This window comes from Pseudomonas sp. LBUM1674 (genome assembly GCF_059695635.1).
Window position 1 is genome coordinate 5,238,676 of record NZ_CP166779.1, and the last position, 25,627, is coordinate 5,264,302.

The 25,627-nt window shown below is 59.8% G+C and carries 24 protein-coding genes and 1 pseudogene; 13 read left to right on the forward strand and 12 right to left on the reverse strand.

Annotated features, from left to right (window positions below; translation table 11 throughout):
- Positions 1-321: 321 nt before the first annotated feature.
- The 3 genes from ACA067_RS23945 to ACA067_RS23955 all read right to left on the reverse strand — a co-directional run bounded on the left by ACA067_RS23945 (position 322) and on the right by ACA067_RS23955 (position 3,434).
- Positions 322-1,980, reverse strand: a complete 1,659-nt coding sequence (locus ACA067_RS23945; protein WP_497458788.1) for a cation acetate symporter — start codon at positions 1,978-1,980, stop codon at positions 322-324.
- Complete coding sequence (locus ACA067_RS23950) at positions 1,977-2,288, reverse strand: DUF485 domain-containing protein (protein ID WP_017337238.1); 312 nt, start codon at positions 2,286-2,288, stop codon at positions 1,977-1,979. Before ACA067_RS23950 ends, ACA067_RS23945 begins: the two co-directional genes overlap by 4 nt.
- Before the next feature lie 294 nt (positions 2,289-2,582).
- Positions 2,583-3,434, reverse strand: coding sequence for a glycine betaine ABC transporter substrate-binding protein (locus ACA067_RS23955; protein WP_497458789.1), 852 nt, complete (start codon positions 3,432-3,434; stop codon positions 2,583-2,585).
- 301 nt (positions 3,435-3,735) lie between these two features.
- Between ACA067_RS23955 and ACA067_RS23960 the strand changes: the two genes are divergently transcribed.
- Entirely contained in the window at positions 3,736-5,331 is a 1,596-nt protein-coding gene (locus ACA067_RS23960) for a glycoside hydrolase family 17 protein (RefSeq protein WP_497458790.1), read from the forward strand.
- Between the two features lie 135 nt (positions 5,332-5,466).
- Here ACA067_RS23960 and ACA067_RS23965 read toward each other — a convergent pair whose 3' ends face one another.
- On the reverse strand, positions 5,467-5,835 hold the full coding sequence (locus ACA067_RS23965; protein WP_497458791.1) for a hypothetical protein: 369 nt from the start codon (positions 5,833-5,835) through the stop codon (positions 5,467-5,469).
- Positions 5,836-6,059: 224 nt separating this feature from the next.
- On the opposite strand from ACA067_RS23965, the gene ACA067_RS23970 reads away from it, so the two are divergent.
- Both ACA067_RS23970 and ACA067_RS23975 read left to right on the forward strand, forming a co-directional pair.
- Positions 6,060-7,358, forward strand: coding sequence for a serine/threonine protein kinase (locus tag ACA067_RS23970; protein ID WP_497458792.1), 1,299 nt, complete (start codon positions 6,060-6,062; stop codon positions 7,356-7,358).
- On the forward strand, positions 7,351-8,139 hold the full coding sequence (locus ACA067_RS23975) for an MlaA family lipoprotein (protein WP_497458793.1): 789 nt from the start codon (positions 7,351-7,353) through the stop codon (positions 8,137-8,139). Before ACA067_RS23970 ends, ACA067_RS23975 begins: the two co-directional genes overlap by 8 nt.
- Positions 8,140-8,337: 198 nt before the next feature.
- On the opposite strand, the gene ACA067_RS23980 is transcribed toward ACA067_RS23975, so the two are convergent.
- A complete protein-coding gene (locus ACA067_RS23980) occupies positions 8,338-9,252 on the reverse strand; it encodes a DUF808 domain-containing protein (protein ID WP_497458794.1) in 915 nt (304 codons plus the stop codon).
- Positions 9,253-9,386: 134 nt separating this feature from the next.
- On the opposite strand from ACA067_RS23980, the gene ACA067_RS23985 reads away from it, so the two are divergent.
- Positions 9,387-9,995, forward strand: coding sequence for a TetR/AcrR family transcriptional regulator (locus ACA067_RS23985; protein ID WP_448145269.1), 609 nt, complete (start codon positions 9,387-9,389; stop codon positions 9,993-9,995).
- A 126-nt stretch (positions 9,996-10,121) separates the two neighbouring features.
- Here the strand turns inward: ACA067_RS23985 and ACA067_RS23990 are convergent.
- Both ACA067_RS23990 and ACA067_RS23995 read right to left on the reverse strand, forming a co-directional pair.
- Positions 10,122-10,575, reverse strand: a pseudogene (locus tag ACA067_RS23990) (REP-associated tyrosine transposase).
- Between the two features lie 213 nt (positions 10,576-10,788).
- Entirely contained in the window at positions 10,789-11,229 is a 441-nt protein-coding gene (locus ACA067_RS23995) for a GlcG/HbpS family heme-binding protein (RefSeq protein WP_497458795.1), read from the reverse strand.
- 266 nt (positions 11,230-11,495) lie between these two features.
- On the opposite strand from ACA067_RS23995, the gene gcl reads away from it, so the two are divergent.
- The 8 genes from gcl to ACA067_RS24035 all read left to right on the forward strand — a co-directional run bounded on the left by gcl (position 11,496) and on the right by ACA067_RS24035 (position 21,245).
- On the forward strand, positions 11,496-13,271 hold the full coding sequence (gene gcl / locus ACA067_RS24000; RefSeq protein WP_497458796.1) for a glyoxylate carboligase: 1,776 nt from the start codon (positions 11,496-11,498) through the stop codon (positions 13,269-13,271).
- 154 nt (positions 13,272-13,425) lie between these two features.
- Positions 13,426-14,208, forward strand: coding sequence for a hydroxypyruvate isomerase (hyi, locus tag ACA067_RS24005; RefSeq protein WP_497458797.1), 783 nt, complete (start codon positions 13,426-13,428; stop codon positions 14,206-14,208).
- 191 nt (positions 14,209-14,399) lie between these two features.
- Entirely contained in the window at positions 14,400-15,293 is an 894-nt protein-coding gene (locus ACA067_RS24010) for a 2-hydroxy-3-oxopropionate reductase (protein WP_497458798.1), read from the forward strand.
- Positions 15,294-15,468: 175 nt separating this feature from the next.
- Entirely contained in the window at positions 15,469-16,749 is a 1,281-nt protein-coding gene (locus ACA067_RS24015) for a glycerate kinase type-2 family protein (RefSeq protein WP_497458799.1), read from the forward strand.
- Positions 16,739-18,154, forward strand: a complete 1,416-nt coding sequence (gene pyk, locus ACA067_RS24020) for a pyruvate kinase (RefSeq protein ID WP_497458800.1) — start codon at positions 16,739-16,741, stop codon at positions 18,152-18,154. The genes ACA067_RS24015 and pyk overlap by 11 nt, the downstream gene beginning before the upstream one ends.
- 132 nt (positions 18,155-18,286) lie before the next feature.
- Positions 18,287-19,201: an urea transporter gene (locus ACA067_RS24025; protein ID WP_497458801.1), complete on the forward strand. Its 915-nt coding sequence runs from the start codon at positions 18,287-18,289 to the stop codon at positions 19,199-19,201.
- A gap of 21 nt (positions 19,202-19,222) precedes the next feature.
- Positions 19,223-20,047: an ion transporter gene (locus tag ACA067_RS24030; protein WP_497458802.1), complete on the forward strand. Its 825-nt coding sequence runs from the start codon at positions 19,223-19,225 to the stop codon at positions 20,045-20,047.
- A gap of 199 nt (positions 20,048-20,246) precedes the next feature.
- Positions 20,247-21,245, forward strand: coding sequence for a sulfate ABC transporter substrate-binding protein (locus ACA067_RS24035; RefSeq protein ID WP_497453379.1), 999 nt, complete (start codon positions 20,247-20,249; stop codon positions 21,243-21,245).
- Positions 21,246-21,353: 108 nt separating this feature from the next.
- On the opposite strand, the gene ACA067_RS24040 is transcribed toward ACA067_RS24035, so the two are convergent.
- Positions 21,354-21,983: a hypothetical protein gene (locus tag ACA067_RS24040; RefSeq protein ID WP_497458803.1), complete on the reverse strand. Its 630-nt coding sequence runs from the start codon at positions 21,981-21,983 to the stop codon at positions 21,354-21,356.
- A gap of 231 nt (positions 21,984-22,214) precedes the next feature.
- On the opposite strand from ACA067_RS24040, the gene ACA067_RS24045 reads away from it, so the two are divergent.
- Complete coding sequence (locus tag ACA067_RS24045; RefSeq protein WP_497458804.1) at positions 22,215-23,420, forward strand: MFS transporter; 1,206 nt, start codon at positions 22,215-22,217, stop codon at positions 23,418-23,420.
- Between the two features lie 65 nt (positions 23,421-23,485).
- On the opposite strand, the gene ACA067_RS24050 is transcribed toward ACA067_RS24045, so the two are convergent.
- From ACA067_RS24050 to phnN, 4 genes are all read right to left on the reverse strand, one after another.
- Positions 23,486-23,890 carry a type II toxin-antitoxin system HicB family antitoxin gene (locus ACA067_RS24050; RefSeq protein ID WP_497458805.1) on the reverse strand — a complete coding sequence of 135 codons (405 nt, stop codon included), beginning with the start codon at positions 23,888-23,890 and terminating at the stop codon, positions 23,486-23,488.
- Positions 23,890-24,102, reverse strand: coding sequence for a type II toxin-antitoxin system HicA family toxin (locus tag ACA067_RS24055; protein ID WP_497462840.1), 213 nt, complete (start codon positions 24,100-24,102; stop codon positions 23,890-23,892). The genes ACA067_RS24050 and ACA067_RS24055 overlap by 1 nt, the downstream gene beginning before the upstream one ends.
- Before the next feature lie 198 nt (positions 24,103-24,300).
- Positions 24,301-25,050 carry a phosphonate metabolism protein PhnP gene (gene phnP / locus ACA067_RS24060; RefSeq protein ID WP_497458806.1) on the reverse strand — a complete coding sequence of 250 codons (750 nt, stop codon included), beginning with the start codon at positions 25,048-25,050 and terminating at the stop codon, positions 24,301-24,303.
- The gene (gene phnN / locus ACA067_RS24065) at positions 25,041-25,610 is read right to left on the reverse strand and encodes a phosphonate metabolism protein/1,5-bisphosphokinase (PRPP-forming) PhnN (protein ID WP_497458807.1); all 570 of its coding nucleotides are present in this window, start codon (positions 25,608-25,610) and stop codon (positions 25,041-25,043) included. The genes phnP and phnN overlap by 10 nt, the downstream gene beginning before the upstream one ends.
- Positions 25,611-25,627: the final 17 nt, after the last annotated feature.

The following is a 25,627-nucleotide window of genomic DNA, read 5'->3' on the forward strand; positions in this document are numbered from 1 at the left end:
GAAGCAGACCGGAGGGCAGTGTCCCCGGATGAATACCGGAGCGAAGGAACGCCGAGCCCTAGCGAGGGGCCGGACGCCGGGGCGAGACCTTTTGGTTCCTTTTGGGGCGTTTGCCAAAAGGGACTCGCTGTAAGAGCGAAACCATAGGCGGCCGTTACCGCAGCAACGGATATGTACACCATCAACAACCATGTCGCCTGATACACAGCCTTCGCCGACAAGCCAGTTCCTACAGTAAATATCAGCCCCCACAAAAAAATGCCCCGATCTCACGACCAGGGCATTTCGTCCAGCTCAGCTTATATACGGAAACCCGAAGCCTCAGTGCGAAACCGCCCCACTCGCCCCCAAACCAGTCTGCGAGCGAACAAATTGCGGGAAGAACAACGCCCGCTCTTTGACCCCAGCCGCGGACTTGTCGGTGATCGAGAAGAACCAGATGCCGATAAACGCAATGGCCATGGAGAACAGCGCCGGGTACTCATACGGGAAGATCGCCTTCTCGTGATGCAGAATCTGCACCCAAATGGTTGGCCCAAGCACCATCAAGCCAACGGCACTCACCAGACCCAACCAGCCACCGATCATCGCACCACGCGTGGTCAGCTTCTTCCAGTACATGGAAAGCAACAGCACCGGGAAGTTACAGCTCGCCGCGATGGAGAACGCCAGGCCCACCATGAACGCGATGTTCTGGCTTTCGAACAGAATGCCCAGGCCGATCGCCAACACGCCAAGACAGACGGTGGTGATTTTCGAGACACGGATTTCATCCTTGTCGTTGGCCTTGCCCTTCTTGATCACACTGGCATAAAGGTCGTGAGACACCGCCGTAGCACCGGCCAGGGTCAAACCAGCCACGACCGCCAGAATGGTCGCGAACGCCACTGCCGAGATAAAGCCCAGGAAAACACTGCCACCCACCGCGTTGGCCAGGTGCACCGCCGCCATGTTGTTGCCGCCCAACAGCGCGCCAGCCGCATCTTTAAAGACAGGGTTGGTGCTGACCAGCAGGATCGCGCCGAAGCCGATGATGAAGGTCAGGATGTAGAAGTAACCGATGAAGCCGGTTGCATACAGCACGCTCTTGCGAGCTTCTTTTGCGTCACTCACGGTGAAGAACCGCATCAGGATGTGCGGCAGGCCCGCGGTACCGAACATCAGGGCCAGGCCAAGGGAGAACGCAGAGACCGGATCTTTCACCAGACCGCCCGGGCTCATGATCGCCTCACCTTTAGCGTGAACCTTGATCGCCTCGGAAAACAACATGTTGAAGTCGAAGTTGACGTGCTTCATCACCATCAGCGCCATGAACGAGGCACCGGACAGCAGCAACACGGCCTTGATGATCTGCACCCAGGTGGTCGCCAGCATGCCGCCGAACAACACGTACATGCACATCAGGATACCGACCAGGATCACGGCGACGTAGTAGTCGAGACCGAACAGCAGCTGGATCAGCTTGCCGGCACCGACCATTTGCGCGATCAGGTAGAACGCTACCACCACCAGCGAGCCGCAAGCGGACAGCGTGCGGATCTGGGTTTGCCCCAGACGGTAGGACGCCACGTCGGCAAAGGTGTATTTACCCAGGTTACGCAGGCGCTCGGCGATCAGGAACAGAATGATCGGCCAGCCCACCAGGAAGCCGATCGAGTAGATCAGGCCGTCGTAGCCGGAGGTGAACACCAGGGCGGAAATACCCAGGAAGGACGCCGCGGACATATAGTCACCGGCAATGGCCAGACCGTTCTGGAAGCCGGTGATCTTGCCCCCCGCCGCATAGTAGTCGGCCGCCGAATTGTTGCGCTTGGAGGCCCAGTAGGTGATGCACAGGGTCAAGCCGACGAACGCCACGAACATCAGGATCGCGGAAACGTTGAGCGGTTGCTTGTGCACTGCGCCGGTGAGGGCTTCAGCGGCCCAGGCGCCAGGTGCAAAGGCTGCGATGCTCAATAGAGCCATTAGACGCCGGATCATTGCTGAGCCTCCTTGAGAATCGCATTGTTCAGGTCGTCGAATTCGCCATTGGCGCGTCGTACGTAGATTGCCGTCAGGATAAAGGCCGAGAGAATCAACCCGACACCAATGGGTATGCCCCAGGTAATCGACGATTCAGGACTGATTTTCGCGCCCAGGATATGCGGCCCATAAGCAATCAAAAGGATGAATCCGGAGTAAAGCCCAAGCATGATCGCCGAAAGAATCCAGGCGAACCTTTCTCGCTTACTAACCAGCTCCTTGAAGCGCGGGCTGTTTTGAATCGAGAGGTAAATGCTGTCGTTCATTGTTTTTATCCTCGCAGCACAGATGAAGTTGTAACGTCATCCACTCTATGCGGCTGCGGAACAGGTTCCAGACGACCTTAGTATTAGAACGACATGACGGAATCGCCATTTGTGGGAGCGAGCTTGCTCGCGATGAGCTCAAAGGCACCGCGTTAATCTGGAAAGCACGCGTTATCGTTAACGACCATCGTCGGAACGCCGCCCGGAGCAAGCTCGCTCCTACAGAAAAGCAAAGGCCGCTTGGCGTAATGCCGAGCGGCCCTGGGAGGTGCTGACCAGACAGGTCAGCTCAAATCATTTGGTCCAGTCTGCAACGCGTTCCGGGTGTTTGGCCACCCAGTCCTTCGCCGCCGCTTCAGGCTTGGCACCTTCCTGAATCGCCAGCATCACTTCGCCGATTTCATCTTTCGACGCCCACTGGAAGTTCTTCAGGAACTTGACCACTTCCGGTGCCTTGGCTTCCAGGCCTTTGCTACCAATGCTGTTCACGGTCTCGGCCGCGCCATAAACGCCTTTCGGGTCGTCCAGGAAGCGCAGTTTCCACTTGGCGAACATCCAGTGCGGCACCCAACCCGTGACGGCAATGGATTCCTGTTTCTTCTCGGCACGGGTCAGCTCGGCAATCATGCCGGCACCGGAACTGGCCTTGAGCTGATAGCCGGTCAGATCGTAGTCCTTGATCGCCTGCTCGGTCTTGAGCATCACGCCCGAACCGGCGTCGATGCCAACAATGCGTTTTTTGAAGCTCTCGTCGGTTTTCAGATCTTCAAGCGACTTGGCCTTGACGTATTCCGGCACGATCAAGCCGATCCTGGCGTCCTTGAAGTTCGGGCCGTAGTCGACCACCTGGTCCTTGTTCTTGGTCCAATAATCGCCGTGCGTCACCGGCAACCAGGCCGAGAGCATGGCGTCGAGTTTGCCAGTGGCGACACCCTGCCACATGATACCGGTGGCGACCGCTTGCAGCTTCACGTCGTAATCGAGTTTCTGCTTGATCACTTCGGCTGCCACATGGGTGGTCGCAACGCTGTCGGACCAGCCGTCGACGTAACCGATGGTCACGGCTCCCTTCGCGGCCAACGCCTGGGTGGAACCAATCGCGAGCACCAGAGCGGCACTTGCGCCTAAAAGTCGTCGCATCTTCATCGTTACTTCCCCGAAAGTGCTGCGCTCGACGGATGCCGAGTCGCGTCAACGTATTGTTATGGTGCGCAGCGCCCCCATCGCGCCTCACCGCAAACTCGTTCCAACATCAGCGCGATTTATTTATGAGAGCACTGACGCCTCGATAATCAACCTGACGACAACAGAGACCTGCTCTGCCAGCGACCTCAAGGCATCGAGAAACGACATCAGAACGCCATTAATCTAGACCACCGAAAGTCCGCCGGCCAATCCGCCCGAACTTTGCATGTCAAAATCATGCAGGCCACCAGGCACGCGGCAAATGCAGGTAACATGCGCGGCTTTGCTCCCAGACGGCCTGACCATGCCCGCGACATCGCGCTTTCCTTTTTTTGCTTATCTATTTGCCTGCCTGCTGGGGCTTTTTGCCTTGGGTGGCTTCTGGTACGGCCTCGGCAAACCGGTGATTCTGCCGGACGTGGCCAGCGCGACGCACAAGCTGCAATGTGCCTCCTACACCCCCTTCGACAAGGACCAGTCGCCGTTCGATGTGCCGTTCAAGTTGCGTCCCGAGCGCATGGACGCCGACCTTGCGCTGCTGGCCAAAAGCTTCGAATGCATCCGCACCTACTCCATGACCGGCCTCGAGGCCCTGCCCGACCTGGCGCGCAAACACGGGCTGAAGATGATGATCGGCGCCTGGATCAACAGCAATCCGGTGGACACCGCGAAAGAAGTCGACCTGCTGATCGCCTCGGCCAATGCCAACGCGGACGTGGTGACCTCGGTCATCGTTGGCAACGAAACCCTGCTACGCAAGGAAATCACTGGCGCGCAGCTGGCCAAACTGATCGACAAGGTAAAAAGCCAGGTTAAACAACCTGTCACTTATGCCGACGTCTGGGAGTTTTGGCTCAAACATCCGGAGGTCGCCCCAGCGGTGGATTTCCTGACCATCCATTTGCTGCCGTACTGGGAAGATGATCCCTCGAACATCGACGCCGCGCTGCAGCACGTGGCCGAAGTGCGCCAGGTGTTCGGCAACAGGTTCGCGCCCAAGGATGTGATGATTGGCGAAACCGGCTGGCCGAGCGAAGGCCGTCAACGGGAAACAGCCCTGCCGAGCCGGGTCAACGAAGCCAGGTTCATTCGCAATTTTGTGATCATGGCCGAGCAACAAGGCTGGCACTACAACCTGATCGAAGCCTTCGACCAGCCATGGAAACGCGCCAGTGAAGGTGCAGTCGGCGGGTACTGGGGGCTGTTCGATGCCGATCGCCAGGACAAGGGCGTGCTGGCCGGTCCGGTGTCGAACGTACCGTACTGGTCGCAGTGGCTGGCAGTCGGTGGCTTGATCTTCCTCGGCACGCTGATCCTCGGTGGCTGTGTACGCAGCACGCGCGCGGCGCTGGTTCTGCCACTGCTCGGTGCGCTGGCCGCCTGCTCGATCGGCGCCTGGGGCGACCTGGCCCGCGTCACCACGCGTTTTGCCAGTGAATGGTTGTGGGTCGGCTTGCTCACGGCGTTGAATCTATTGGTGCTGGCTCATGCGGCGCTGACCTTGAGCGCACGTACCGGTTGGCGTGAACGGGCGTTCAACTTCCTGGAGCGTCGGGCAGGCTGGTGGCTGGCGGCGGCAGGGTTCGCCGCGGCGGTGACGATGCTGGAGTTGGTATTCGATCCGCGCTATCGCAGCTTCCCGAGTGTTGCGTTCATCCTGCCAGCGCTGGTTTACCTGTGCCGCCCGGTGAGCGTGCCGCGCCGAGAGATTGCGCTGCTGACCTTCATTATCGGTGCCGGGATTGCGCCGCAGTTGTATCAGGAAGGTCTGCAGAACCAGCAGGCCTGGGGTTGGGCGCTGGTGAGTGTGTTGATGGTTGGGGCGTTGTGGCGCAGTTTGCGGGTTCGCAAAGGCTAATCTTCAGCGCGGCTGCCGGCCTCTTCGCCGGCAAGCCGGTCTCGCTCCCACAATGGATCTTCGGCTGCCACAGAATTTGTGCACGGCAAAGATCAAATGTGGGAGCGAGACCGGCTTGCCGGCGAAGACTGACTATCAAGCGCTAGGCGAAGCCCTGACCAGACGCAATGCAGCAATCACCACCGCAAACACCGCCAACGTAGTGTTGTACAACGCCAGCGCCGGCAACCCGAACACCAACGCCAGCACCGCCAACCACCACCCTGCCCGGCCCGGCAGCACAAAACCGATCACCGCAGCAACCAGTGCCGCCCAACCCAATACCCTGAAATGAATCATCAACCCCAGGCTCGAACGCACCTGGCATTCCCAGCGGCTCGCTTCATCCACACAGATGCCGACCCACTGAGCATCCTCCATGAAGCCATAACGCGCGCCATAACTGGCGGCCAGCCATAACGGCAGCATAACTAGCAGCAGAATCACGGGCAGACGGCGGGACATGAAACACTCCAATACGCGAAAACGGCGGCCAGCTTAATCCCCCGGCAGCGGTTAGCAAGCGCGCGACACAGAAAATTGGTCACGAAACAGCTGCAAAGTGTATCGTCCAGCTACCATTACTCCGAAATTAGGCCTGATTGGTGCCGATCCATGGCACTTTGGCGCCAAACCCGTGGTCATAGCCTGCGAACTTCATTCGGCACCTTCCTCTAAGGGATCTAGTCATGCTCCGTTCCTTGCGCTTCGCCGCCCTGTTTGGCGGCATTATTTTGAGTGCGTCCGCACTGGCCGTCGATATCGACGCCGCCAGTTATGGCTACCCCTTGACCAACCCGTTCGAGGCGACCATTGCCACGACGCCACCGGACCTGCGCCCGGAGCTGCCGCTTGACGATGACATCAATCAGGCAACCCGCAGCGTCACGTTGCGCCCGGAGCGTGAATTCGAGTTGCCAGACAACTTCTGGCCGGTGAAGAAACTCACTTACCGCATCGCCACCCAGGAAAAAGCCTCACCGCTGATCTTTCTGATCGCCGGTACCGGCGCACGCTATGACAGCACTCTCAACGAATACCTGAAGAAGCTCTACTACAACGCCGGCTACCACGTGGTGCAATTGTCGTCGCCCACCAGCTTCGACTTCATGAGCGCTGCCTCACGCTTTGCCACGCCGGGCATCACCAAGGAAGACGCCGAAGACATGTATCGGGTGATGCAGGCCGTGCGGGCGCAAAACCCCAATGTGCCGGTCACCGATTACTACCTGAGCGGTTACAGCCTGGGCGCGCTGGATGCGGCATTCGTCGCCCACCTGGACGAAACCCGCCGCAGCTTCAACTTCAAGAAAGTCCTGCTGCTCAACCCGCCGGTCAACCTCTACACCTCGATCACCAACCTGGACAAGCTGGTCCAGACCGAGGTCAAGGGCATCAACAACTCCACCACCTTTTATGAATTGGTGCTGGACAAACTGACCCGCTACTTCCAGCAAAAGGGCTACATCGACCTCAACGATGCGCTGCTCTACGACTTCCAGCAGTCCAAGCAGCACCTGAGCAACGAACAGATGGCCATGCTGATCGGCACCTCGTTCCGCTTCTCGGCGGCCGATATCGCTTTCACCTCAGACCTGATCAACCGTCGCGGCCTGATCACGCCGCCGAAATACCCGATCACCGAAGGCACCACGCTCACGCCGTTCCTCAAACGTGCACTGCAATGCGACTTCGACTGCTACCTCACCGAGCAGGTCATCCCGATGTGGCGTGCCCGCACCGACGGCGGCAGCCTGCTGCAACTGATCGACCAGGTCAGCCTGTATGCACTGAAGGACTACCTGCACGACAGCCCGAAAATCGCCGTCATGCACAACGCTGACGACGTGATCCTCGGCCCTGGCGATCTTGGTTTCCTGCGCAAGACCTTCGGCGATCGCTTGACTGTTTATCCACTGGGCGGCCACTGCGGCAACATTAATTACCGCGTCAACAGCGACGCCATGCTGGAGTTTTTCCGTGGCTAAATACCTCCTGCTTATCGCAGCGTTACTCTGTGCAGGCGTCGCCAGTGCCGACAACAGCAAAGCCAAGGCCCCGGTCGTGATCGACAATGACGGTTTCAAGGAGCCGCTGAGCAAACTCAAATTCAACCCGGGGCTGGATCAGCGCGAGTTCGAGCGCTCGACGCTCAACGCGCTGAACGTCTACGACCCGCTGGAAGAGTGGAACCGCCGCGTCTACCACTTCAATTACCGCTTCGACCAATGGGTGTTCCTGCCGGTGGTGGACGGTTATCGCTACATCACCCCGAGCTTCCTGCGCACCGGCGTCAGCAATTTCTTCAATAACCTCGGTGATGTGCCGAACCTGATGAACAGCCTGCTGCAGTTCAAGGGCAAGCGCTCGATGGAAACCACCGCGCGCCTGCTGCTCAACACCACCGTCGGTATCGCCGGCCTGTGGGATCCGGCCACGGCCATGGGCTTGCCGCGCCAGAACGAAGACTTCGGTCAGACCCTGGGCTTCTATGGTGTACCGGGTGGCGCCTACTTCGTGTTGCCGATCCTCGGCCCTTCGAACATCCGCGACACCGGCGGCCTGGCCGTCGACTTCACCGCAGAGTCGGCGATCAACTTCCTGAACGTCGCCGAAGTCAGCGCCAACCATCCCGAGGTCTGGCTCCTGCGCAGCGTCGACAGGCGCTATCAGACCGGCTTTCGCTACGGCCAGCTGAATACGCCGTTCGAGTACGAGAAGGTGCGTTACGTGTACACCGAATCGCGCAAGTTGCAGATCGCCGAGTAACGCCATCGGCCACAAAAAAGGCCATTCGGTGCGAATCGAATGGCCTTTTTCATTTCTAGACTTTCCACAAATCCCCTGTGGGAGCGAGCTTGCTCCGGGCGGCGATCCGACGATAGCGGACTACCAGTCGACTTGGATGTTGAATGTTATGGCCCTATCGCGAGCAAGCTCGCTCCCACAGTTGAACAGTGTCAAGCTTCAGCCTTTGACTGTTTTCCAGATTTTGCTGGCAACCATCACCCCCGCCAACACCACCGCACCCGCCACGATCCCCGCCACCGCATTCAGCAATGTCGGCACAATAAACCCGGCTCCGCCCGCCCCCGCGCTGACACTTTCAATCCAGTGATGAACCACCGGCACGCCATGGGTCAGGATCCCGCCGCCCACCAGGAACATTGCAGCCGTGCCGATCACCGACAGGCTCTTCATCATGTACGGTGCCGCACGCAAAATTCCGCCGCCGATGCTTTTGGCCATCTGCCCGGGTTTCTGGGTCAGCCACAAACCGAGGTCGTCGAGTTTGACGATACCGGCCACCAGGCCATAGACGCCGATGGTCATGACGATGGCGATGCCCGAGAGCACGATGACCTGCTGGGTCAGCGAGGCATCCGCCACGGTACCCAGGGTGATGGCGATGATTTCCGCCGATAGGATGAAGTCAGTGCGAATCGCGCCCTTGATCTTGTCTTTCTCGAACGCCACCAGATCGATTGCCGGATCAGCCACCGCTTCGACCAGCTCTGCATGCTCGGCTTGATCCTCGGCCTTGCTGTGCAGGAATTTGTGCGCGAGTTTCTCGAAACCTTCGAAACACAGGTAGGCGCCGCCGACCATCAACAACGGTGTGACCAGCCACGGAATGAACGCACTGATCGCCAGGGCCGACGGCACCAGGATCAGCTTGTTCAGGAACGAGCCCTTGGCCACCGCCCATACAACCGGAATTTCCCGCTCGGCACGTACGCCGCTGACCTGCTGGGCGTTGAGCGCCAGGTCGTCACCGAGCACGCCGGCAGTCTTCTTCGCTGCCATTTTGGTCATCAACGCCACATCGTCGAGTACCGCGGCAATGTCGTCGATCAGCAACAGCAAACTGCTTCCTGCCATGAATCAGGCTTCCTTCTTGAATGAATGCTGCGCAGCATAACGCGGCTCAACGCGCTGCGGGGCATTCTTGAGCGTCGCGCGAGGCCGGTGCTACCATGCGCAACCGCCAGCACCGGCAAGGAACCACCTGGTTTATGAGCACTATCCGCGAGCGCAACAAAGAACTGATCCTGCGTGCCGCCAGTGAAGAATTTGCCGACAAGGGCTTCGCTGCGACCAAAACCAGTGACATCGCAGCCAAGGCGGGATTGCCCAAGCCCAACGTCTACTACTATTTCAAATCCAAGGAAAACCTCTACCGCGAGGTCCTGGAAAGCATCATCGAGCCGATCCTGCAAGCCTCGACGCCGTTCAACGCCGACGGCGTGCCCAGCGAAGTGCTGAGCGGCTACATCCGCTCGAAAATCCGCATATCCCGCGACCTGCCCTTCGCCTCCAAGGTGTTTGCCAGCGAAATCATGCACGGCGCCCCGCACCTGAGTCCCGACCTGGTCGATCAGCTCAACGGCCAGGCCAAGCACAACATCGACTGCATCCAGACCTGGATCGACCGCGGCCAGATTGCCCCCATCGACCCCAACCACCTGATGTTCAGCATCTGGGCCGCGACCCAGACTTATGCCGACTTTGACTGGCAGATCACCGCCATCACCGGCAAGGCCAAGCTGGATGAAAGCGATTACGAAGCGGCGGCGCAGACGATTATCCGGTTGGTGCTGAAGGGGTGTGAGCCGGATCGATAAACCGCAGTACCCCTATCGCGAGCAAGCTCGCTCCCACAGTAGATTTGGGGTGAACACAAAATATGTGAACACCAACAATCCTTGTGGGAGCGAGCTTGCTCGCGATAGGGGCAACTGGGTATCTGATCAAAGCCAAATAGCATCCCACAACGGATAGTCGCCAAGCTTCTCCACCAGCTCCGCCCGCAAAGGGTTGGCCACAACATACCGGGCCAGCTTCACCAAGTCTTCCTCACGACGCAGCGCCCGATCGTGATAACCCTGCTGCCAGAGACTGCCCTTTCGACCGGTGGCCATATTTACCGATCGAGTACTCAATGACTTGGTCTTTTGCATCAGCCCACTCAATGATCCCTGCTGCAGCTCGATCAACCAGTGAAAATGATCAGGCATCACGACCCAAGTCAACGAATTCGCCCAACCCTGATTTTCGGCATGACGAAACTCACAATCAACCGCCCCAAAGAGAAATCTTTGAAGACAGGCGTTCGGCCAAGTGTATTGGTAGTCAGTAGATAGATGCGGTTTGGTTCAGCATGCGCCCAAGACGCAGGCGATGTGAAGCTGGAAGATCAGGCATTCCTTTGCCTCTCTCATGATTGAGTCATGAGGAATGCTAGACCTGTGAATGCATGAGAGCGGGGCAGATTTTTTAGCTGGATGTGTCCTGCAGGACGCCATCGCGAGCAAGCTCGCTCCCACAGGGGTTTCGGGGCTCACAAATTTTTTGCTCATCCCAAATCCACTGTGGGAGCGAGCTTGCTCGCGATGGCGGCGGTTCAGGCGCTGAAGATCAAGCACTCACCCCCGCATCCGCCCTCAACCCCAGCGCCTCGATCGCACTGATCGCACACTGCTCGTCAACATCCGACAGATCCCCGCTGATCCCCAGCGCCCCCAACACATCCCCATTCTGATCCCGAATCAGCACCCCTCCCGGTGCCGGCACCACACTGCCCTGCCCCAAGCTATTCAAAGCAGCAATAAATGCCGGGCGTTGCTGGGCGTCCAGCGCCAGCAGGCGTGAGCCCTTGCCCAGCGCAATGGCGCCCCAGGCTTTGCCGATGGCGATCTGCGGGCGCAGCAGGCTGGCGCCGTCTTCGCGTTGCAGGGAGACCAGGTGCCCGCCGGCATCCAGCACGGCGATGGTCAAGGGGGCCGCGGCGATTGCACGCCCGGCGGAGATGGCCTGGCTGGTCAGGTTGACTGCGACTTTCAAGGTTAAAGCGCTCATGGTGCTGTCCTCATTTTGTTATAGGGAAAGCCGTTGGACTGCTTTTTGTTCAGAAGTCCGATGCAACAAATAGAACACAAAGATTTATTTTTTTGTATACAATAATTCTCGAAAAGCGCCACATGCGACGAAAAGCCACAGCAGATCAGGCTTCCGACAAATGAAACAGGCGCTTGAGAAAATGGATTGACCTGCGCAGCCCGCCGTGAATACACTCTGCGCAAAGCAACTTGTATACAATTATAAAACGTACGAGGCACAAAACAATGAGCAAAATGAGAGCAATCGAAGCCGCCGTTCTGGTGATGCGCCGTGAAGGGGTTAATACCGCTTTTGGCATCCCGGGCGCCGCGATCAACCCGCTGTACTCCGCCTTGCAGAAGGTCGGTGGCATCGATCACGTCCTCGCTCGCCACGTTGAAGGCGCCTCGCACATGGCCGAGGGCTTCACCCGCACCAAGGCCGGCAATATCGGCGTGTGCATCGGTACTTCCGGCCCTGCCGGGACCGACATGGTCACCGGGCTCTACAGCGCCTCGGCCGACTCGATCCCGATTCTGTGCATCACCGGGCAAGCACCCCGCGCCCGTATGCACAAGGAAGACTTCCAGGCGGTCGACATCACCGCCATCGTCAAGCCAGTGACCAAGTGGGCAACCACCGTCATGGAACCGGGCCAGGTGCCGTACGCGTTCCAGAAAGCCTTCTACGAAATGCGCTCCGGCCGCCCAGGTCCAGTACTGATCGACCTGCCGTTCGACGTGCAGATGGCTGAAATCGAATTCGACATCGACGCCTACGAACCGCTGCCGCTGGCCAAGCCCGCCGCCAACCGCGTGCAGATCGAGAAAGCCCTGGCCATGCTCGATCAGGCCGAGCGTCCATTGTTGGTCGCCGGTGGCGGCATCATCAATGCCGACGCCAGCGAGTTGCTGGTGGAGTTCGCCGAGCTGACCGGTATCCCGGTGATCCCGACCCTGATGGGTTGGGGCACTATCCCGGACGATCACCCGCTGATGGTCGGCATGGTCGGCCTGCAAACCTCGCACCGCTACGGCAACGCGACGATGCTCAAATCCGACCTGGTGTTGGGCGTCGGTAACCGTTGGGCCAACCGCCACACCGGCTCGATCGACGTGTACACCGAAGGCCGCAAGTTCATCCACGTCGACATCGAGCCGACGCAAATCGGCCGCGTGTTCAACCCGGACCTGGGTATCGTGTCCGACGCCGCGGCCGCGTTGACCGTATTCATCGAAGTCGCTCGCGAATGGCAAGCCGCCGGCAAACTGAAAAACCGCAGCGCCTGGCTGCAGGATTGCCAGCAGCGCAAGGCCAGCCTGCAGCGCAAGACTCACTTCGATAACGTGCCGGTCAAGCCACAGCGCGTGTATGAAGAGATGAACCAGGTGTTCGGCAAAGACACTTGCTACGTCAGCACCATTGGTCTGTCGCAGATTGCCGGCGCGCAGTTCCTGCACGTCTACAAGCCGCGTCACTGGATCAACTGCGGCCAGGCAGGTCCCTTGGGCTGGACCATTCCGGCAGCGCTGGGCGTGGTCAAGGCCGACCCGACCCGCAAGGTCGTGGCACTGTCGGGCGACTATGATTTCCAGTTCATGATCGAAGAACTGGCGGTGGGCGCGCAGTTCAAGCTGCCGTACATCCACGTTGTGGTCAACAATTCGTACCTGGGGCTGATCCGTCAGGCCCAGCGCGGTTTCGACATGGATTACTGCGTGCAGTTGTCCTTCGATAACCTGAACGCTCCGGAACTCAACGGTTACGGTGTCGACCACGTCGCGGTAGCCGAAGGCCTCGGCTGCAAGGCGCTGCGTGTGTTCGAACCGGCTCAGATCCAGCCTGCCCTGCGCAGGGCCCAGGAACTGATCGAAGAGTTCAAGGTACCGGTGATCGTCGAGATTATTCTGGAGCGCGTGACCAACATTTCCATGGGCACCGAGATCAACGCCGTCAATGAATTCGAAGACCTGGCGCTGGTCGGCAACGATGCGCCAACCGCGATTTCGTTGCTCGATTAACTTGTAGGATCGTTCCCACATCCTGTGGGAGCGAGCTTGCTCGCGATAGCGGTGTGTCCGTCGACATGGATGCTAAATGGCACTGCGCTATCGCGAGCAAGCTCGCTCCCACAGGGATCCGGGAACGCCCACCACACATACACGGGAAACCACCATGCCGCGTTTCGCAGCCAACCTGTCCATGCTGTTCACCGAACAGGATTTTCTTGCCCGTTTCGAAGCGGCCGCCAAGGCCGGCTTCAGTGGCGTCGAATACCTGTTTCCTTACGACTTCAGCTCCGCCGAAATCAAGGCCAAGCTCGACGCCAACGGCCTGACCCAGGTGCTGTTCAACCTGCCGGCCGGTGACTGGGCCAAGGGCGAGCGCGGTATCGCGTGCCTGCCGGACCGGGTCGAAGAGTTCCGCGCCGGTGTCAACCTGGCGATCGCTTACGCCAAAGTGCTGGGCAATACCCAGGTCAACTGCCTGGCGGGTATCCGTCCACAAGGCGTCGACGATGCCACCGTGGAAAAAACCTTCGTCGCCAACCTCAAGTACGCGGCCGACAAGCTGCAAGCGGCGGGCATCAAACTAGTGATGGAAGCGATCAACACCCGGGACATCCCCGGTTTCTACCTGAATAACACAGCACAAGCCCTGTCGATTCGCGAGCAGGTCGGCAGTGCCAATCTGTACCTGCAATACGACATCTACCACATGCAAATCATGGAGGGCGACCTGGCCCGCACCATGGCCGCGCACCTGGGCGAGATCAACCACATCCAGTTGGCCGACAACCCTGGGCGCAACGAACCGGGCACCGGTGAAATCAACTACCGCTTCCTGTTCGAACACCTGGACCGCATCGGTTATCAGGGTTGGATCGGCTGTGAATACAAGCCGCTGACCACCACTGAAGCGGGCCTGGGCTGGCTGAAAACCCATAACGCAATCTGAACGAACAACACAAAACCCTGTGGGAGCGGGCTTGTCGGATCGCCGCACCGCCGCGATGACGTCGGCACAGCACACATCAATGTTGCCTGACCCACCGCCATCGCAGGCAAGCCAGCTCCCACATGAATCTGCTGCGTCCCCAAGACTGTATTGCCGCATCGGAATATGCGTCAAATAAAGAGGAATTTCTCATGGCTAAAATCGGATTTATCGGCACCGGCATCATGGGCCACCCAATGGCGTTGAACCTGCAGAAAGCCGGTCACAGCCTGTTCCTGTCGGCGCACCACGACGCCGCCCCCGCCGACCTGATCGCCGCTGGCGCCGTCGCCCTGGCCAACCCGAAAGAAGTCGCCCAGGAAGCCGAATTCATCATCATCATGGTGCCGGATACTCCGCAGGTCGACGACGTGCTGTTCCGCGCCGACGGTGTTGCGGCCGGTGTCGGCAAAGGCAAAGTCGTGATCGACATGAGCTCGATCTCGCCGACCGCCACCAAGGCATTCGCGGCGAAAATCAACGAAAAAGGCGCGCAGTACCTCGACGCGCCAGTGTCCGGCGGTGAAGTCGGCGCCAAGGCCGGGACACTGAGCATCATGGTCGGCGGTGATACCGATGCTTTCGAACGCGTGTTGCCGCTGTTCCAGGCCATGGGCAAGAACATCACCCTGGTCGGTGGCAACGGCGACGGTCAGACCGCGAAAGTGGCGAACCAGATCATCGTCGCGTTGAACATCCAGGCCGTGGCCGAAGCCCTGCTGTTCGCCTCGAAGAACGGTGCCGATCCAGCCAAGGTGCGTGAAGCCCTGATGGGCGGTTTCGCTTCGTCGAAGATCCTTGAAGTACACGGCGAGCGCATGATCAAAGGCACCTTCGACCCGGGCTTCCGCATCAGCCTGCACCAGAAGGACCTCAACCTGGCCCTGGCCGGCGCCCGCGAGTTGGGGATCAACCTGCCGAACACCGCCAACACCCAGCAAGTGTTCAGCACCTGCGCGGCCATCGGTGGCAGCAACTGGGACCACTCGGCGCTGATCAAGGGCCTGGAACACATGGCGAATTTCTCGATTCGCGATAACAAGTAAGCCCTGCACAAAACCGCATCAAACCTGTGGGAGCGAGCTTGCTCCGGGCGGCGATCCGACGATGAGGCCCTGACATTCAACATCAATGTTGACTGATCCACCGCTATCGCGAGCAAGCTCGCTCCCACAGGGTTCGAGTCGTTCTCCAATAACAAGAAATTCCCGGGAGCCCGCCATGTCGGTCGATCCGCAACAATTGCTGCGCGAGCTGTTTGCCACAGCCATCGACGCCGCCCATCCACAGCAAGTCCTCGAAGCCCATTTGCCCACTGACCGCAGCGGTCGGGTGATCGTCATCGGCGCCGGCAAAGCCGCGGCGGCCATGGCCCGGGTGGTCGAGCGTTGCTGGCAGGGTGAAGTGAGCGGTCTGGTGGTGACCCGTTACGGCCACGGCGCCCCGTGCGAAAAAATCGAAGTGGTCGAAGCCGCGCATCCGGTGCCTGATGCTGCCGGTCTGGCGGTCGCCAAACGTGTGCTGGAACTGGTCAGCGACCTGACCGAAGATGACCGCGTGATCTTCCTGCTTTCGGGTGGCGGATCGGCATTGCTGGCCCTGCCCGCTGCCGGTATCACTCTGGCGGACAAGCAATCAATCAACAAAGCCCTGCTCAAATCCGGCGCCACCATTGGTGAGATGAACTGCGTTCGCAAACATCTCTCGGCGATCAAGGGCGGTCGCCTCGGCAAAGCCTGCTGGCCTGCCACCGTTTATACCTACGCGATTTCCGATGTACCGGGTGACCTCGCCACGGTCATCGCTTCCGGCCCGACCGTGGCCGACCCGAGCACCTCTGCCGAAGCGTTGGCGATCCTCAAGCGCTATGGCATCGAAGTCCCGGCTTCGGTGCGCAACTGGCTGCAAAGCCCGGAATCGGAGACGGTCAAACCCGGCGATCCGAGCCTTGCGCGCAGCCATTTCCAACTGATCGCCCGCCCCCAGCAATCGCTTGAGGCCGCGGCGGTGAAAGCCCGTCAGGCCGGTTTCAGTCCGCTGATCCTCGGTGACCTGGAAGGCGAATCCAGGGAAGTGGCCAAGGTTCACGCCGGCATCGCCCGTCAGATCGTGCTGCATGGCCAGCCACTGGCGGCACCCTGCGTGATCCTCTCTGGCGGTGAAACCACCGTCACGGTGCGCGGTAACGGCCGTGGCGGACGCAACGCCGAGTTTCTGCTGAGCCTGACCGACAGCCTCAAAGGCCTGCCCGGCGTCTACGCCCTGGCCGGTGACACCGATGGCATCGACGGCTCCGAAGACAACGCCGGCGCGCTCATGACCCCGGACAGCTACGCCCGCGCCGCCGCTCTCGGCCTGAGTGCCAGCGACGAGCTGGACAACAACAATGGCTATGGTTATTTCGAGGCGCTGGACGCCCTGATCGTCACCGAGCCGACCCGCACCAACGTCAATGACTTCCGCGCCATCCTGATTCTCGAGAGCACAAAAAATGACGCCTGACAAAAAGGTCAAAATCCTCGCCACCCTCGGTCCTGCCACCACCGGGATCGACGACATCCGTGAGCTGGTGCAGGCCGGGGTCAACATTTTCCGCCTGAATTTCAGCCACGGCGATCACGCCGACCACGCCCAGCGCTACCAGTGGATTCGTGAAGTCGAGCGCCAGCTGAATTATCCGCTGGGTATTCTGATGGACTTGCAAGGTCCGAAACTGCGGGTCGGCCAGTTCACCGAGGGCAAGGTGCAACTGCATCGCGGTCAGGCGTTCCGTCTGGACCTGGACCCGACGCCGGGGGATCAGCGTCGAGTCAACCTGCCGCACCCGGAAATCATCGCTGCGCTGGAACCGGGCATGGACCTGCTGCTCGATGACGGCAAACTGCGGCTGCGCGTGGTTACCCAATACGCCGATGCCATCGACACCACCGTGCTCAATGGCGGCGAATTGTCAGACCGCAAAGGCGTCAACGTACCGCAAGCGGTGCTTGAGCTGAGCCCGCTGACCGCCAAGGATCGTCGCGACCTGAGCTTCGGCCTGGAGCTGGGCGTGGACTGGGTGGCGCTGTCATTTGTACAGCGTGCGGAAGACATTCGCGAGGCTCGCGAACTGATCGGCAATAAAGCGTTTTTGATGGCCAAGATCGAGAAGCCGTCGGCGGTGGCTCAACTGCGGGAAATCGCCGAACTGAGCGACGCGATCATGGTCGCTCGCGGCGACCTGGGCGTGGAAGTGCCGGCCGAAAGCGTGCCGCAGATTCAGAAAAACATCATCGGCATCTGCCGCCAGCTTGGCAAGCCAGTGGTGGTGGCGACGCAGATGCTGGAGTCGATGCGCTTCTCTCCTGCGCCAACCCGTGCCGAGGTGACCGACGTTGCCAATGCCGTGGCGGAAGGCGCGGACGCGGTGATGCTGTCGGCGGAAACCGCGTCCGGCGAGTACCCGCTGGAAGCGGTGCAGATGATGAGCAAAATCATCCGCCAGGTGGAAAACGGCCCGGACTATCAGGCGCAACTCGACGTCAGCCGGCCGAAGGCCGAGGCCACGGTATCCGACGCCATCAGCTGTGCGATCCGGCGCATCAGCAACGTACTGCCGGTGGCAGTGCTGGTGAATTACAGCGAGTCCGGCACGTCCAGTTTGCGTGCGGCGCGGGAACGGCCGACGGTGCCGATCCTCAACCTGACGCCGAACCTGCAGGCCGCGCGCCGGTTGACGGTGGCGTGGGGCGTGCACTCGGTGGTCAATGATCGGTTGCGGCAGGTGGATGAGGTGTGCTCGACGGCGCTGGAAATTGCGCAGGCGCAGGGGATGGCTCAGCGCGGAGATACGTTGTTGATCACGGCGGGAGTGCCGTTCGGGCAGCCGGGGTCGACTAACTCGCTGCGCATCGAGACGTTGATTTAGCGCCTGCACCGGCCTCTTCGCGAGCAAGCCCGCTCCTACAGGGATCACGCGGTCCCTGTAGGAGCTGGCTTGTCGGATCGCCGCACCGCAGCGAAGCAGGCGACTCGGTCCCCCTGACATACGAAAAAAAAAATGCCTGCCCACCACTTCAACCCCCACTGCCCCGACTGGGCCACAGCCCTGCTCAACGGCTTCAGTCAGATTTTCCTCCAGCGTCATCCGCTGTGCGGTCTGCTGTGCCTGTTGGCGATTCTTTTCACCGCGCCATCCCTGCTCGGCGGTGCGCTGCTGGGCGGCGTCGCCGGATTGCTCACCGCCCAACGTCGCGGCTACGCCAAGGCCGATCGCCAGGCCGGGTTGTTCTGTTACAACGGTATTTTGCTCGGCATGCTGCTGAGCCTTTGTTTCCCCTGGTCCGCGATGTTGCCGCCGCTGATCATCGCCTCCGGTGGCCTCAGTGCGATGCTGATTCAACAGTGGCTCAAACGCGCCCGCGATCATCATTGCCTGCCCGCCTACACCACACCCTTCGTCGGGTTGAGCTGGTTGCTGCTCTCGTTTGCCGCCCCCCAACATCCGGCGCCACTGATCGAACTGAATACCCTCAACGTGCTTGCCGCCTCATGGAAGGGGCTCGGTCAGGTGATGTTTCTAGGGCATCCGTTGGCCGGTGCGCTGATTGCGGCGGGGTTACTGATCGCTGATCGGCGTGCATTTCTCTGGGCGTTGCTCGGCTCGATTGCCGGTGTCGGATTCGCTCTTTTGCATTACGAAACGTCAAACGCGCTGCTGGGTTTGAGCGGCTACAACCCGGTGCTCGCTGCCCTCGCCTTCAGCCAGGTTCGCCGCCAGCCCTGGCTGCCGTTGCTGGGCATTGTCCTGGCAATACTGCTCACACCAGGCTTCGCCGCACTCGGTCTAGCCCCATTGACCGCGCCATTTATCCTCGCCTGCTGGCTGATCCGTGCCGGCATTCGTGTGCTGCGCCAGGCCGCCGCTGACAGTGCGCCTTGCGCAACCACCGGGAATCACCCTAGGCTTCGCTGATTCCCGATTCAGGCGTTTTCCATGGACAGCAACAAAAACTGGCGTGAAGAGCTTTACGTCATGATTTTCCAGAGCGACACCAAGGCCGGGCGGCGCTTCGACGGCATCTTGCTGTTGATCATCCTCGCCAGCATTGTGATCGTGATGCTCGACAGCATCGACGCGATCCACCAGAACTACGCCAACCTGCTGGCGTACATCGAGTGGGGCTTCACCATTATTTTTGCGATCGAGTACGGCCTGCGCCTGTACTGCTCGCCCAAGCCGTTGCGTTATGCGTTCAGCTTTTATGGGCTGGTGGATTTGCTGGCGATCGTGCCCGGCATTCTTGCGCTGTATTACAGCGATGCGCAGTACTTGCTGATTATCCGGATCATTCGGATGCTGCGGATTTTCCGCGTGCTCAAGCTCAGCCCGTACCTCAAGCAAGCCAACTATCTGATGTCGGCGTTGCGCGGCAGCAAGCAGAAGATCGTGGTATTTCTGCTCAGCGTCTGCACGCTGGTCACGGTATTCGGCACGCTGATGTATGTGATCGAAGGCCCGGAACACGGGTTCACGAGCATTCCCAAAGGTATCTATTGGGCTATCGTAACGTTGACCACCGTGGGGTTCGGCGACATTGTCCCCAGGACGCCGCTGGGCCAGGTGGTTTCGTCCCTGGTGATGATCACCGGCTATTCGATCATCGCTGTGCCGACCGGGATTTTCACTGCCGAACTGGCGAACGCGATGCGCGGTGAACAGCAGCAGACCGATTGCCCCGTGTGCAAGAAAAACAGCCACGAACAGGGTGCGGCCTTCTGCTCACGCTGCGGCAACGCATTGTTTAAGAAACTGGAATAAGCAAAGCACTTTTTAATCTTTAAAGGACTATGCGCGGCCGGCTATAGTCGCTGGCAAAACGGTGGCAACACTTTTGATCAATAACAAATGACCCGTAGGAGCTGCCGAAGGCTGCGATCTTTTGATCTTGCTTTTGAAAGATCAAGATCAAAAGATCGCAGCCTGCGGCAGAGCTCCTACACAAAACAAGGAATGCGCAGTGAAAAAACTCTTTGGCGCCTCACTTCTGGCCGCTGGCCTTGCCCTGACCAGCGTGGCTCAAGCCGCGCCGACCCTGCTCAACGTTTCCTACGACGTGATGCGCGATTTCTACAAGGACTACAACACTGCCTTCCAGAAACACTGGAAAGCCGAGCACAACGAAAACATCACCCTGCAGATGTCCTTCGGTGGCTCCAGCAAACAGGCGCGTTCCGTGATCGACGGCCTGCCAGCCGACGTCATCACCATGAACATGGCCACCGACATCAATGCCCTGGCGGACAACGGCAAACTGATCCCGGACAACTGGGTCACCCGCCTGCCGAACAACAGCGCGCCCTTCACCTCGGCCACCGTGTTCATCGTGCGTAAAGGCAACCCGAAAGCCCTGAAAGACTGGCCGGACCTGCTCAAGGATGGCGTGCAAGTGATTGTGCCGAACCCGAAAACCTCGGGTAACGGCCGCTATACCTACCTCTCGGCCTGGGGTTATGTGCTGAAGAATGGCGGTGACGAAACCAAGGCCAAGGATTTCGTCGGCAAGCTGTTCAAACAAGCGCCGGTGCTGGACACCGGTGGCCGCGCAGCCACCACCACCTTCATGACCAACCAGATTGGCGACGTGCTGGTGACCTTTGAAAACGAAGCGGAAATGATCGCTCGCGAGTTTGGCCGCGATCAGTTCGAAGTCATCTACCCAAGCGTCTCCGCCGAAGCCGAGCCGCCGGTCTCCGTGGTCGACAAAGTGGTCGAGAAGAAAGGCACCCGCGCTGCCGCCGAGGAATATCTGAAGTACCTGTGGTCGCCGGAAGGTCAGGAGATTGCCGCGGCGAACTACCTGCGTCCGCGTGATCCGGCGGTGTTGGCGAAGTACACCGATCGCTTCCCGAAAGTGGATTTCCTGTCGGTGGAGAAAACCTTTGGGGACTGGCGCACCGTGCAGAAGACCCACTTCAATGATGGCGGGGTTTTTGATCAGATTTACAGCGGTCAGTAAGCGCTGAGCAGCAATGAAAAGGGCGATCTGCGAAGATCGCCTTTTTTTGTGGGAGCATTGGGGATGCGGCCTGCTCCGCGTCCTTTGTAGGGGTTTGCGCACTCGCCATTACATCGGCGGGGTGACGCCATCCTTGCCTGCGGAGATGGATTGGGCGGTGAGCGTTCCGTCCGCACTTTGGGTCACAAAGGTCACGATCTTCACCCCAACCTTCAGCAAGCTACGATCCCCCGGCAGCAGATTGACGATCGGCACGTCTTCCGGCACCAGGATCTTCTGTTGCCCGCCCTTGTAGTGAACGGTCAGCACCCGGCCATTGCTCACGACCAGGTCGCCGACACTGCCATTGGTCATGCTGCTGCCCTTGGCCAGGTCAAAGGGTCGATGCCCGTCGCCGCTGCCGGCCAGTTCCGGTGGAAAGACGTGAACTTCCAGGGCCTTGAGGGTGCCGTCTTCTTGCGGCACGGCAGCCGAGCCGATGTAGCTACCAGGTTTGATGTCTTCGATATTGGCCAGGGTGACAGCGCGGACTTTGGTGTCTGGAGTCAGGTGGATGACCACGTTTTCACCGCTGTATACATGGACGTTCAACACATCGGCGTTGACGCCAGTGATCTCGCCGCGCACGCCGATGCGCATGCCTGGTGCGTCTTGGGCCTGAGCCAGGCCAGCGGTGCACAAGGTGATGAGGGTGATAGCAGAAGCGCCGCGAATCAGCTGACGAAACATCGCATTCATGGAAAGGGCCTTCCGGTTATGTAGTGTGGAGAACATAAGCACGCTATCGAACAAGATGTAAGTGAATGTATCATCAGTCCTCGAATTTTTGACGCATGGTGCTTCGGCAACCACGCAAAGCCGGAGTCAATCATTGCGCACAGGCATGATGATTATCACTCCAATCCCTCTTCCGCCGCTTTGGCCTGCCGCTTAGCCTGCGCGCCTTCCCTTTCGTTAGCGAGACTCGTTATGAGCCCAGCGACCCAGGTGCCCCACGGCACCGCGACAATGACCCGAGGCATGGTGCTGCTGTTCGCCTTCTGCTGCGGCGCCATTGTGGCCAACCTCTATTACGCCCAGCCGATCATCGAGCTGATCGCTCCGGATGTCGGCCTGACCAGCTCCATGGCCAGTTTCATCGTTTCGCTGACCCAGATCGGTTACGCGTTGGGCATGTTGTTCCTGGTGCCGCTGGGTGATCTGCTCGAGAACCGCCGACTGATGATCATCACCAGTGTGGTGGCGATTGCCAGCCTCCTGGGCGCGGCGTTCACCGATCAGCCGAACGTGTTTTTGCTGATTTCGCTGCTGGTGGGTTTCAGTTCGGTGTCGGTGCAGATCCTGATTCCGCTGGCTGCGCACCTCGCGCCGGAAGAATCTCGTGGTCGTGTGGTCGGCGGGATCATGGGCGGGTTACTGCTGGGTATTCTGCTGGCGCGACCGGTGTCCAGCGTGGTGGCTGACCATTTCGGCTGGCGGGCGATGTTTGTGATTGCAGCGGTATTGATGGCGGCGATCAGCATCGTTTTGGCGGTGACCATTCCCAAGCGCCAGCCTGATCACAGCGCTACGTATGGGCAGTTGTTGGGTTCTCTCTGGACCCTGTTGCGTAAAGAACCGGTACTGCGTCAACGCGCGCTGTATCAGGGCTGCATGTTCGCGACCTTCAGCCTGTTCTGGACCGCCGTGCCGCTGGAGCTGGCGCGCAATCATGGCCTGTCGCAAACCCAGATCGCAATCTTCGCCCTGGTCGGGGCCATCGGCGCCATTGCCGCGCCCATCGCCGGTCGCCTGGCCGATGCCGGCCACACCCACATCGCTTCACTTCTGGCCCTGCTGTTCGCCAGCCTGAGCTTCCTGCCAGCCTTCATCCATCCGGTCTACAGCGTCATCGGCCTGGCGGTCACCGGCGTGGTACTCGACTTTTGCGTGCAGATGAACATGGTCCTCGGCCAACGCGCGGTCTACGCCCTCGACGCCAAGAGTCGTAGCCGTTTGAATGCGCTGTACATGACCAGCATCTTCATCGGTGGCGCGTTTGGTTCGTCGGTGGCCAGTGCGGTGTATGAGCATGGCGGCTGGTTGTGGATCGTGATCGTCGGCAGTGCGTTTCCGTTATTGGCGTTATTGAGGTTTTTGAATGTTTCAGAGAAGCGTTCGCTAGCTACCGCATAAACCGTCAAAAAGCATCGTCGGATCGCCGCCCGGGCGATCCGACGTGGCGATGTGACTGACACCACTCAATGCCGAACCAGCTTCTCCATCGCCGCATCCGCCAGGAAGGAAGAGCGGCTTTTGACATTGTGCTCGCGCACATAGCGGTCAATACGCTGGATCACATAGCCAGGCAACGTCACATTGACCTTCTCGGTCTTGCCCATATAAGGCGCGATGTCCAGCTCCAGCATTCCCCAGCCCATGTCGACAAACTCCGGATTGCCGCGATGCGCAGCCGCCGAACTCGGCATCGGAATCGATACCCCGTCAGCCGCCATCTCTTGCAGCATGATGTGGGCAATTTCGATTGCCGCGTTGTAGGCATCTTCAAAAGTATCCCCGGCGGTTACCGCGCCTGGAATATCGGGGATCTGAATACCGATGGCGGTGTTCTCGTCGCCCCACTCGATACAGATTGGATATTGCATTATGGATCTCCTGTGCAACCGGCTTGCGGGTAAATCAGCCCGGCTCGCCTCCTGATGCTTTTGACCGTCCCGATCGGTAAATCCTTTTTCGGATGAGGGACGGGAATCGTGTATGGGTTGTATGGATGAGTGAAGAGGTGATGACTGCCAGTGACCCGATCCAGCGTCCAGCCCGCCTCTTCCAGCTCCTTGATCAATAACCTGCTCTGCACCACCAGCCTCCTTGCTCCGGCCCAAATAAAAGTAACCCTAGAGTTATCTTTACTCAAGCACAAAAACCCGGAGTACGACGTTCGGTTGTTTTACGGCGTGTGATTGAAGATCGCTGCATTCCCCAGGCATTGCGTTCAAGATCAAAAGATCGCAGCCTCGCTTCGCTCGACAGCTCCTACAACGGCTCAACGCGACCGCTAAAGCACACACCCATCGAAACCCACAGTGACATTGCGCGGCAACTCACTACGATGCTCCAGTAACCACACATCCAACGCATGCCCAACATGGGTCAACACCGCCAACTCCGGTTGCAGGTCTTCAATGCAACGCAATGCCAGGTTCAGATCGTTGTGGTTACGCGGAGCCTGGGGCTGCGGCGGTATCGAGCAGTCGAGTACCAATACATCAAGGGGCGCCTGTTGCAGCCAGGTGGTGGTGGCCGGCGGCAAGCCTACGGTGTCGGTCAGGTAGGCGATACGCCGTCCCTCGCCTTCCAGCAGGTAGCCGAGGATTGGCCTGGAGTGTTGCAGCGGCAACGCCGTGACGCTGAGTGCCCCGAACCGGCAGGTGTCGAAGGCTTCGAACGGCTGACTGAAGTCGAGAATGCCGGGGTGTTTATAGAGATCGGCCAGGCCTTCCAGGTCCACCGGCCCATGCACCGGAATTACAAGACCCTGCCCCCAGCGCAGATGCAGCAGACCCTGGGCGTGATCGGCATGGTAGTGGGTCTGGAAAATGCCGTTGAAGCTGCGCGGCGGGAAGCGTTCGGCCAGGTCGGGCAGGCCGCTGTCGATCAACCAACGCTGATCGCCGCATTCGATCAGTGCGCTGCACGGGCGACGGCGCAGGTGTTCATCATTGCGAGCCAGGTCGCAGGCTGCGCAGTCGCAGCCGTAGACCGGCACCTGGCGGGCGTCACCGGTGCCGAGCAAGGTCAGGCGCATTCGGATTGTCCGTCGACGCAGGCCAGCAAACGTTCGACCGTGTGCTTCAGCGGCCCGGAGTTGTCGATCACGTGCACTGCCGGATCGTGCCCGGCGAGCACGCGCTCGCTGAAGCGGGCATTGCGCGCCAGCCGCGCCTCGATCTCGGTGACCGACTCTCGCCCCCTTGCCAACAGGCGCTGGCGCAAAACGGTTTGATCCACGGCCAGCAACAGCACGAGCAGGTCTGGATAACGCAGGCGCGTAGCCGGCAGATGACCGCGCGAGCCATTGACCAGTACGTCCTGCCCTGCTGCCAGCCAGTCGTCGATTTCCCGCGGGATGCCATAGGCCAGGCCATTGGCGTGCCAGCACAGGGCAAACGCGCCCCGCGCCTCCATGTCGGCGAACTGTTGCGCAGTGACACCTTGCGCCGCCTCCCCCACCGCTTCAGCCGAGCGGGTGATGACCCGTCGCACCATGCGACAGCCACGATCGGCCAATGGCGCTCTTGCCGCATCCAGCAGGCTGTCCTTGCCCGAACCGGAAGGTCCGATGAGATAGATCAACCTGCCCGCCATCAACACACCCTCATCGC

Excerpts from the sequence above, each read along its gene's own strand:
- ACA067_RS23945 (WP_497458788.1), bottom strand. The coding sequence starts at position 1,980 with ATGATCCGGCGTCTAATGGCTCTATTGAGCATCGCAGCCTTTGCACCT.
- ACA067_RS23950 (WP_017337238.1), bottom strand. The coding sequence starts at position 2,288 with ATGAACGACAGCATTTACCTCTCGATTCAAAACAGCCCGCGCTTCAAG.
- ACA067_RS23955 (WP_497458789.1), bottom strand. The coding sequence starts at position 3,434 with ATGAAGATGCGACGACTTTTAGGCGCAAGTGCCGCTCTGGTGCTCGCG.
- ACA067_RS23960 (WP_497458790.1), top strand. The coding sequence starts at position 3,736 with ATGCAGGTAACATGCGCGGCTTTGCTCCCAGACGGCCTGACCATGCCC.
- ACA067_RS23965 (WP_497458791.1), bottom strand. The coding sequence starts at position 5,835 with ATGTCCCGCCGTCTGCCCGTGATTCTGCTGCTAGTTATGCTGCCGTTA.
- ACA067_RS23970 (WP_497458792.1), top strand. The coding sequence starts at position 6,060 with ATGCTCCGTTCCTTGCGCTTCGCCGCCCTGTTTGGCGGCATTATTTTG.
- ACA067_RS23980 (WP_497458794.1), bottom strand. The coding sequence starts at position 9,252 with ATGGCAGGAAGCAGTTTGCTGTTGCTGATCGACGACATTGCCGCGGTA.
- ACA067_RS23985 (WP_448145269.1), top strand. The coding sequence starts at position 9,387 with ATGAGCACTATCCGCGAGCGCAACAAAGAACTGATCCTGCGTGCCGCC.
- ACA067_RS23995 (WP_497458795.1), bottom strand. The coding sequence starts at position 11,229 with ATGAGCGCTTTAACCTTGAAAGTCGCAGTCAACCTGACCAGCCAGGCC.
- gcl (WP_497458796.1), top strand. The coding sequence starts at position 11,496 with ATGAGCAAAATGAGAGCAATCGAAGCCGCCGTTCTGGTGATGCGCCGT.
- hyi (WP_497458797.1), top strand. The coding sequence starts at position 13,426 with ATGCCGCGTTTCGCAGCCAACCTGTCCATGCTGTTCACCGAACAGGAT.
- ACA067_RS24010 (WP_497458798.1), top strand. The coding sequence starts at position 14,400 with ATGGCTAAAATCGGATTTATCGGCACCGGCATCATGGGCCACCCAATG.
- ACA067_RS24015 (WP_497458799.1), top strand. The coding sequence starts at position 15,469 with ATGTCGGTCGATCCGCAACAATTGCTGCGCGAGCTGTTTGCCACAGCC.
- pyk (WP_497458800.1), top strand. The coding sequence starts at position 16,739 with ATGACGCCTGACAAAAAGGTCAAAATCCTCGCCACCCTCGGTCCTGCC.
- ACA067_RS24025 (WP_497458801.1), top strand. The coding sequence starts at position 18,287 with ATGCCTGCCCACCACTTCAACCCCCACTGCCCCGACTGGGCCACAGCC.
- ACA067_RS24030 (WP_497458802.1), top strand. The coding sequence starts at position 19,223 with ATGGACAGCAACAAAAACTGGCGTGAAGAGCTTTACGTCATGATTTTC.
- ACA067_RS24040 (WP_497458803.1), bottom strand. The coding sequence starts at position 21,983 with ATGAATGCGATGTTTCGTCAGCTGATTCGCGGCGCTTCTGCTATCACC.
- ACA067_RS24045 (WP_497458804.1), top strand. The coding sequence starts at position 22,215 with ATGAGCCCAGCGACCCAGGTGCCCCACGGCACCGCGACAATGACCCGA.
- ACA067_RS24050 (WP_497458805.1), bottom strand. The coding sequence starts at position 23,890 with ATGCAATATCCAATCTGTATCGAGTGGGGCGACGAGAACACCGCCATC.
- phnP (WP_497458806.1), bottom strand. The coding sequence starts at position 25,050 with ATGCGCCTGACCTTGCTCGGCACCGGTGACGCCCGCCAGGTGCCGGTC.
- phnN (WP_497458807.1), bottom strand. The coding sequence starts at position 25,610 with ATGGCGGGCAGGTTGATCTATCTCATCGGACCTTCCGGTTCGGGCAAG.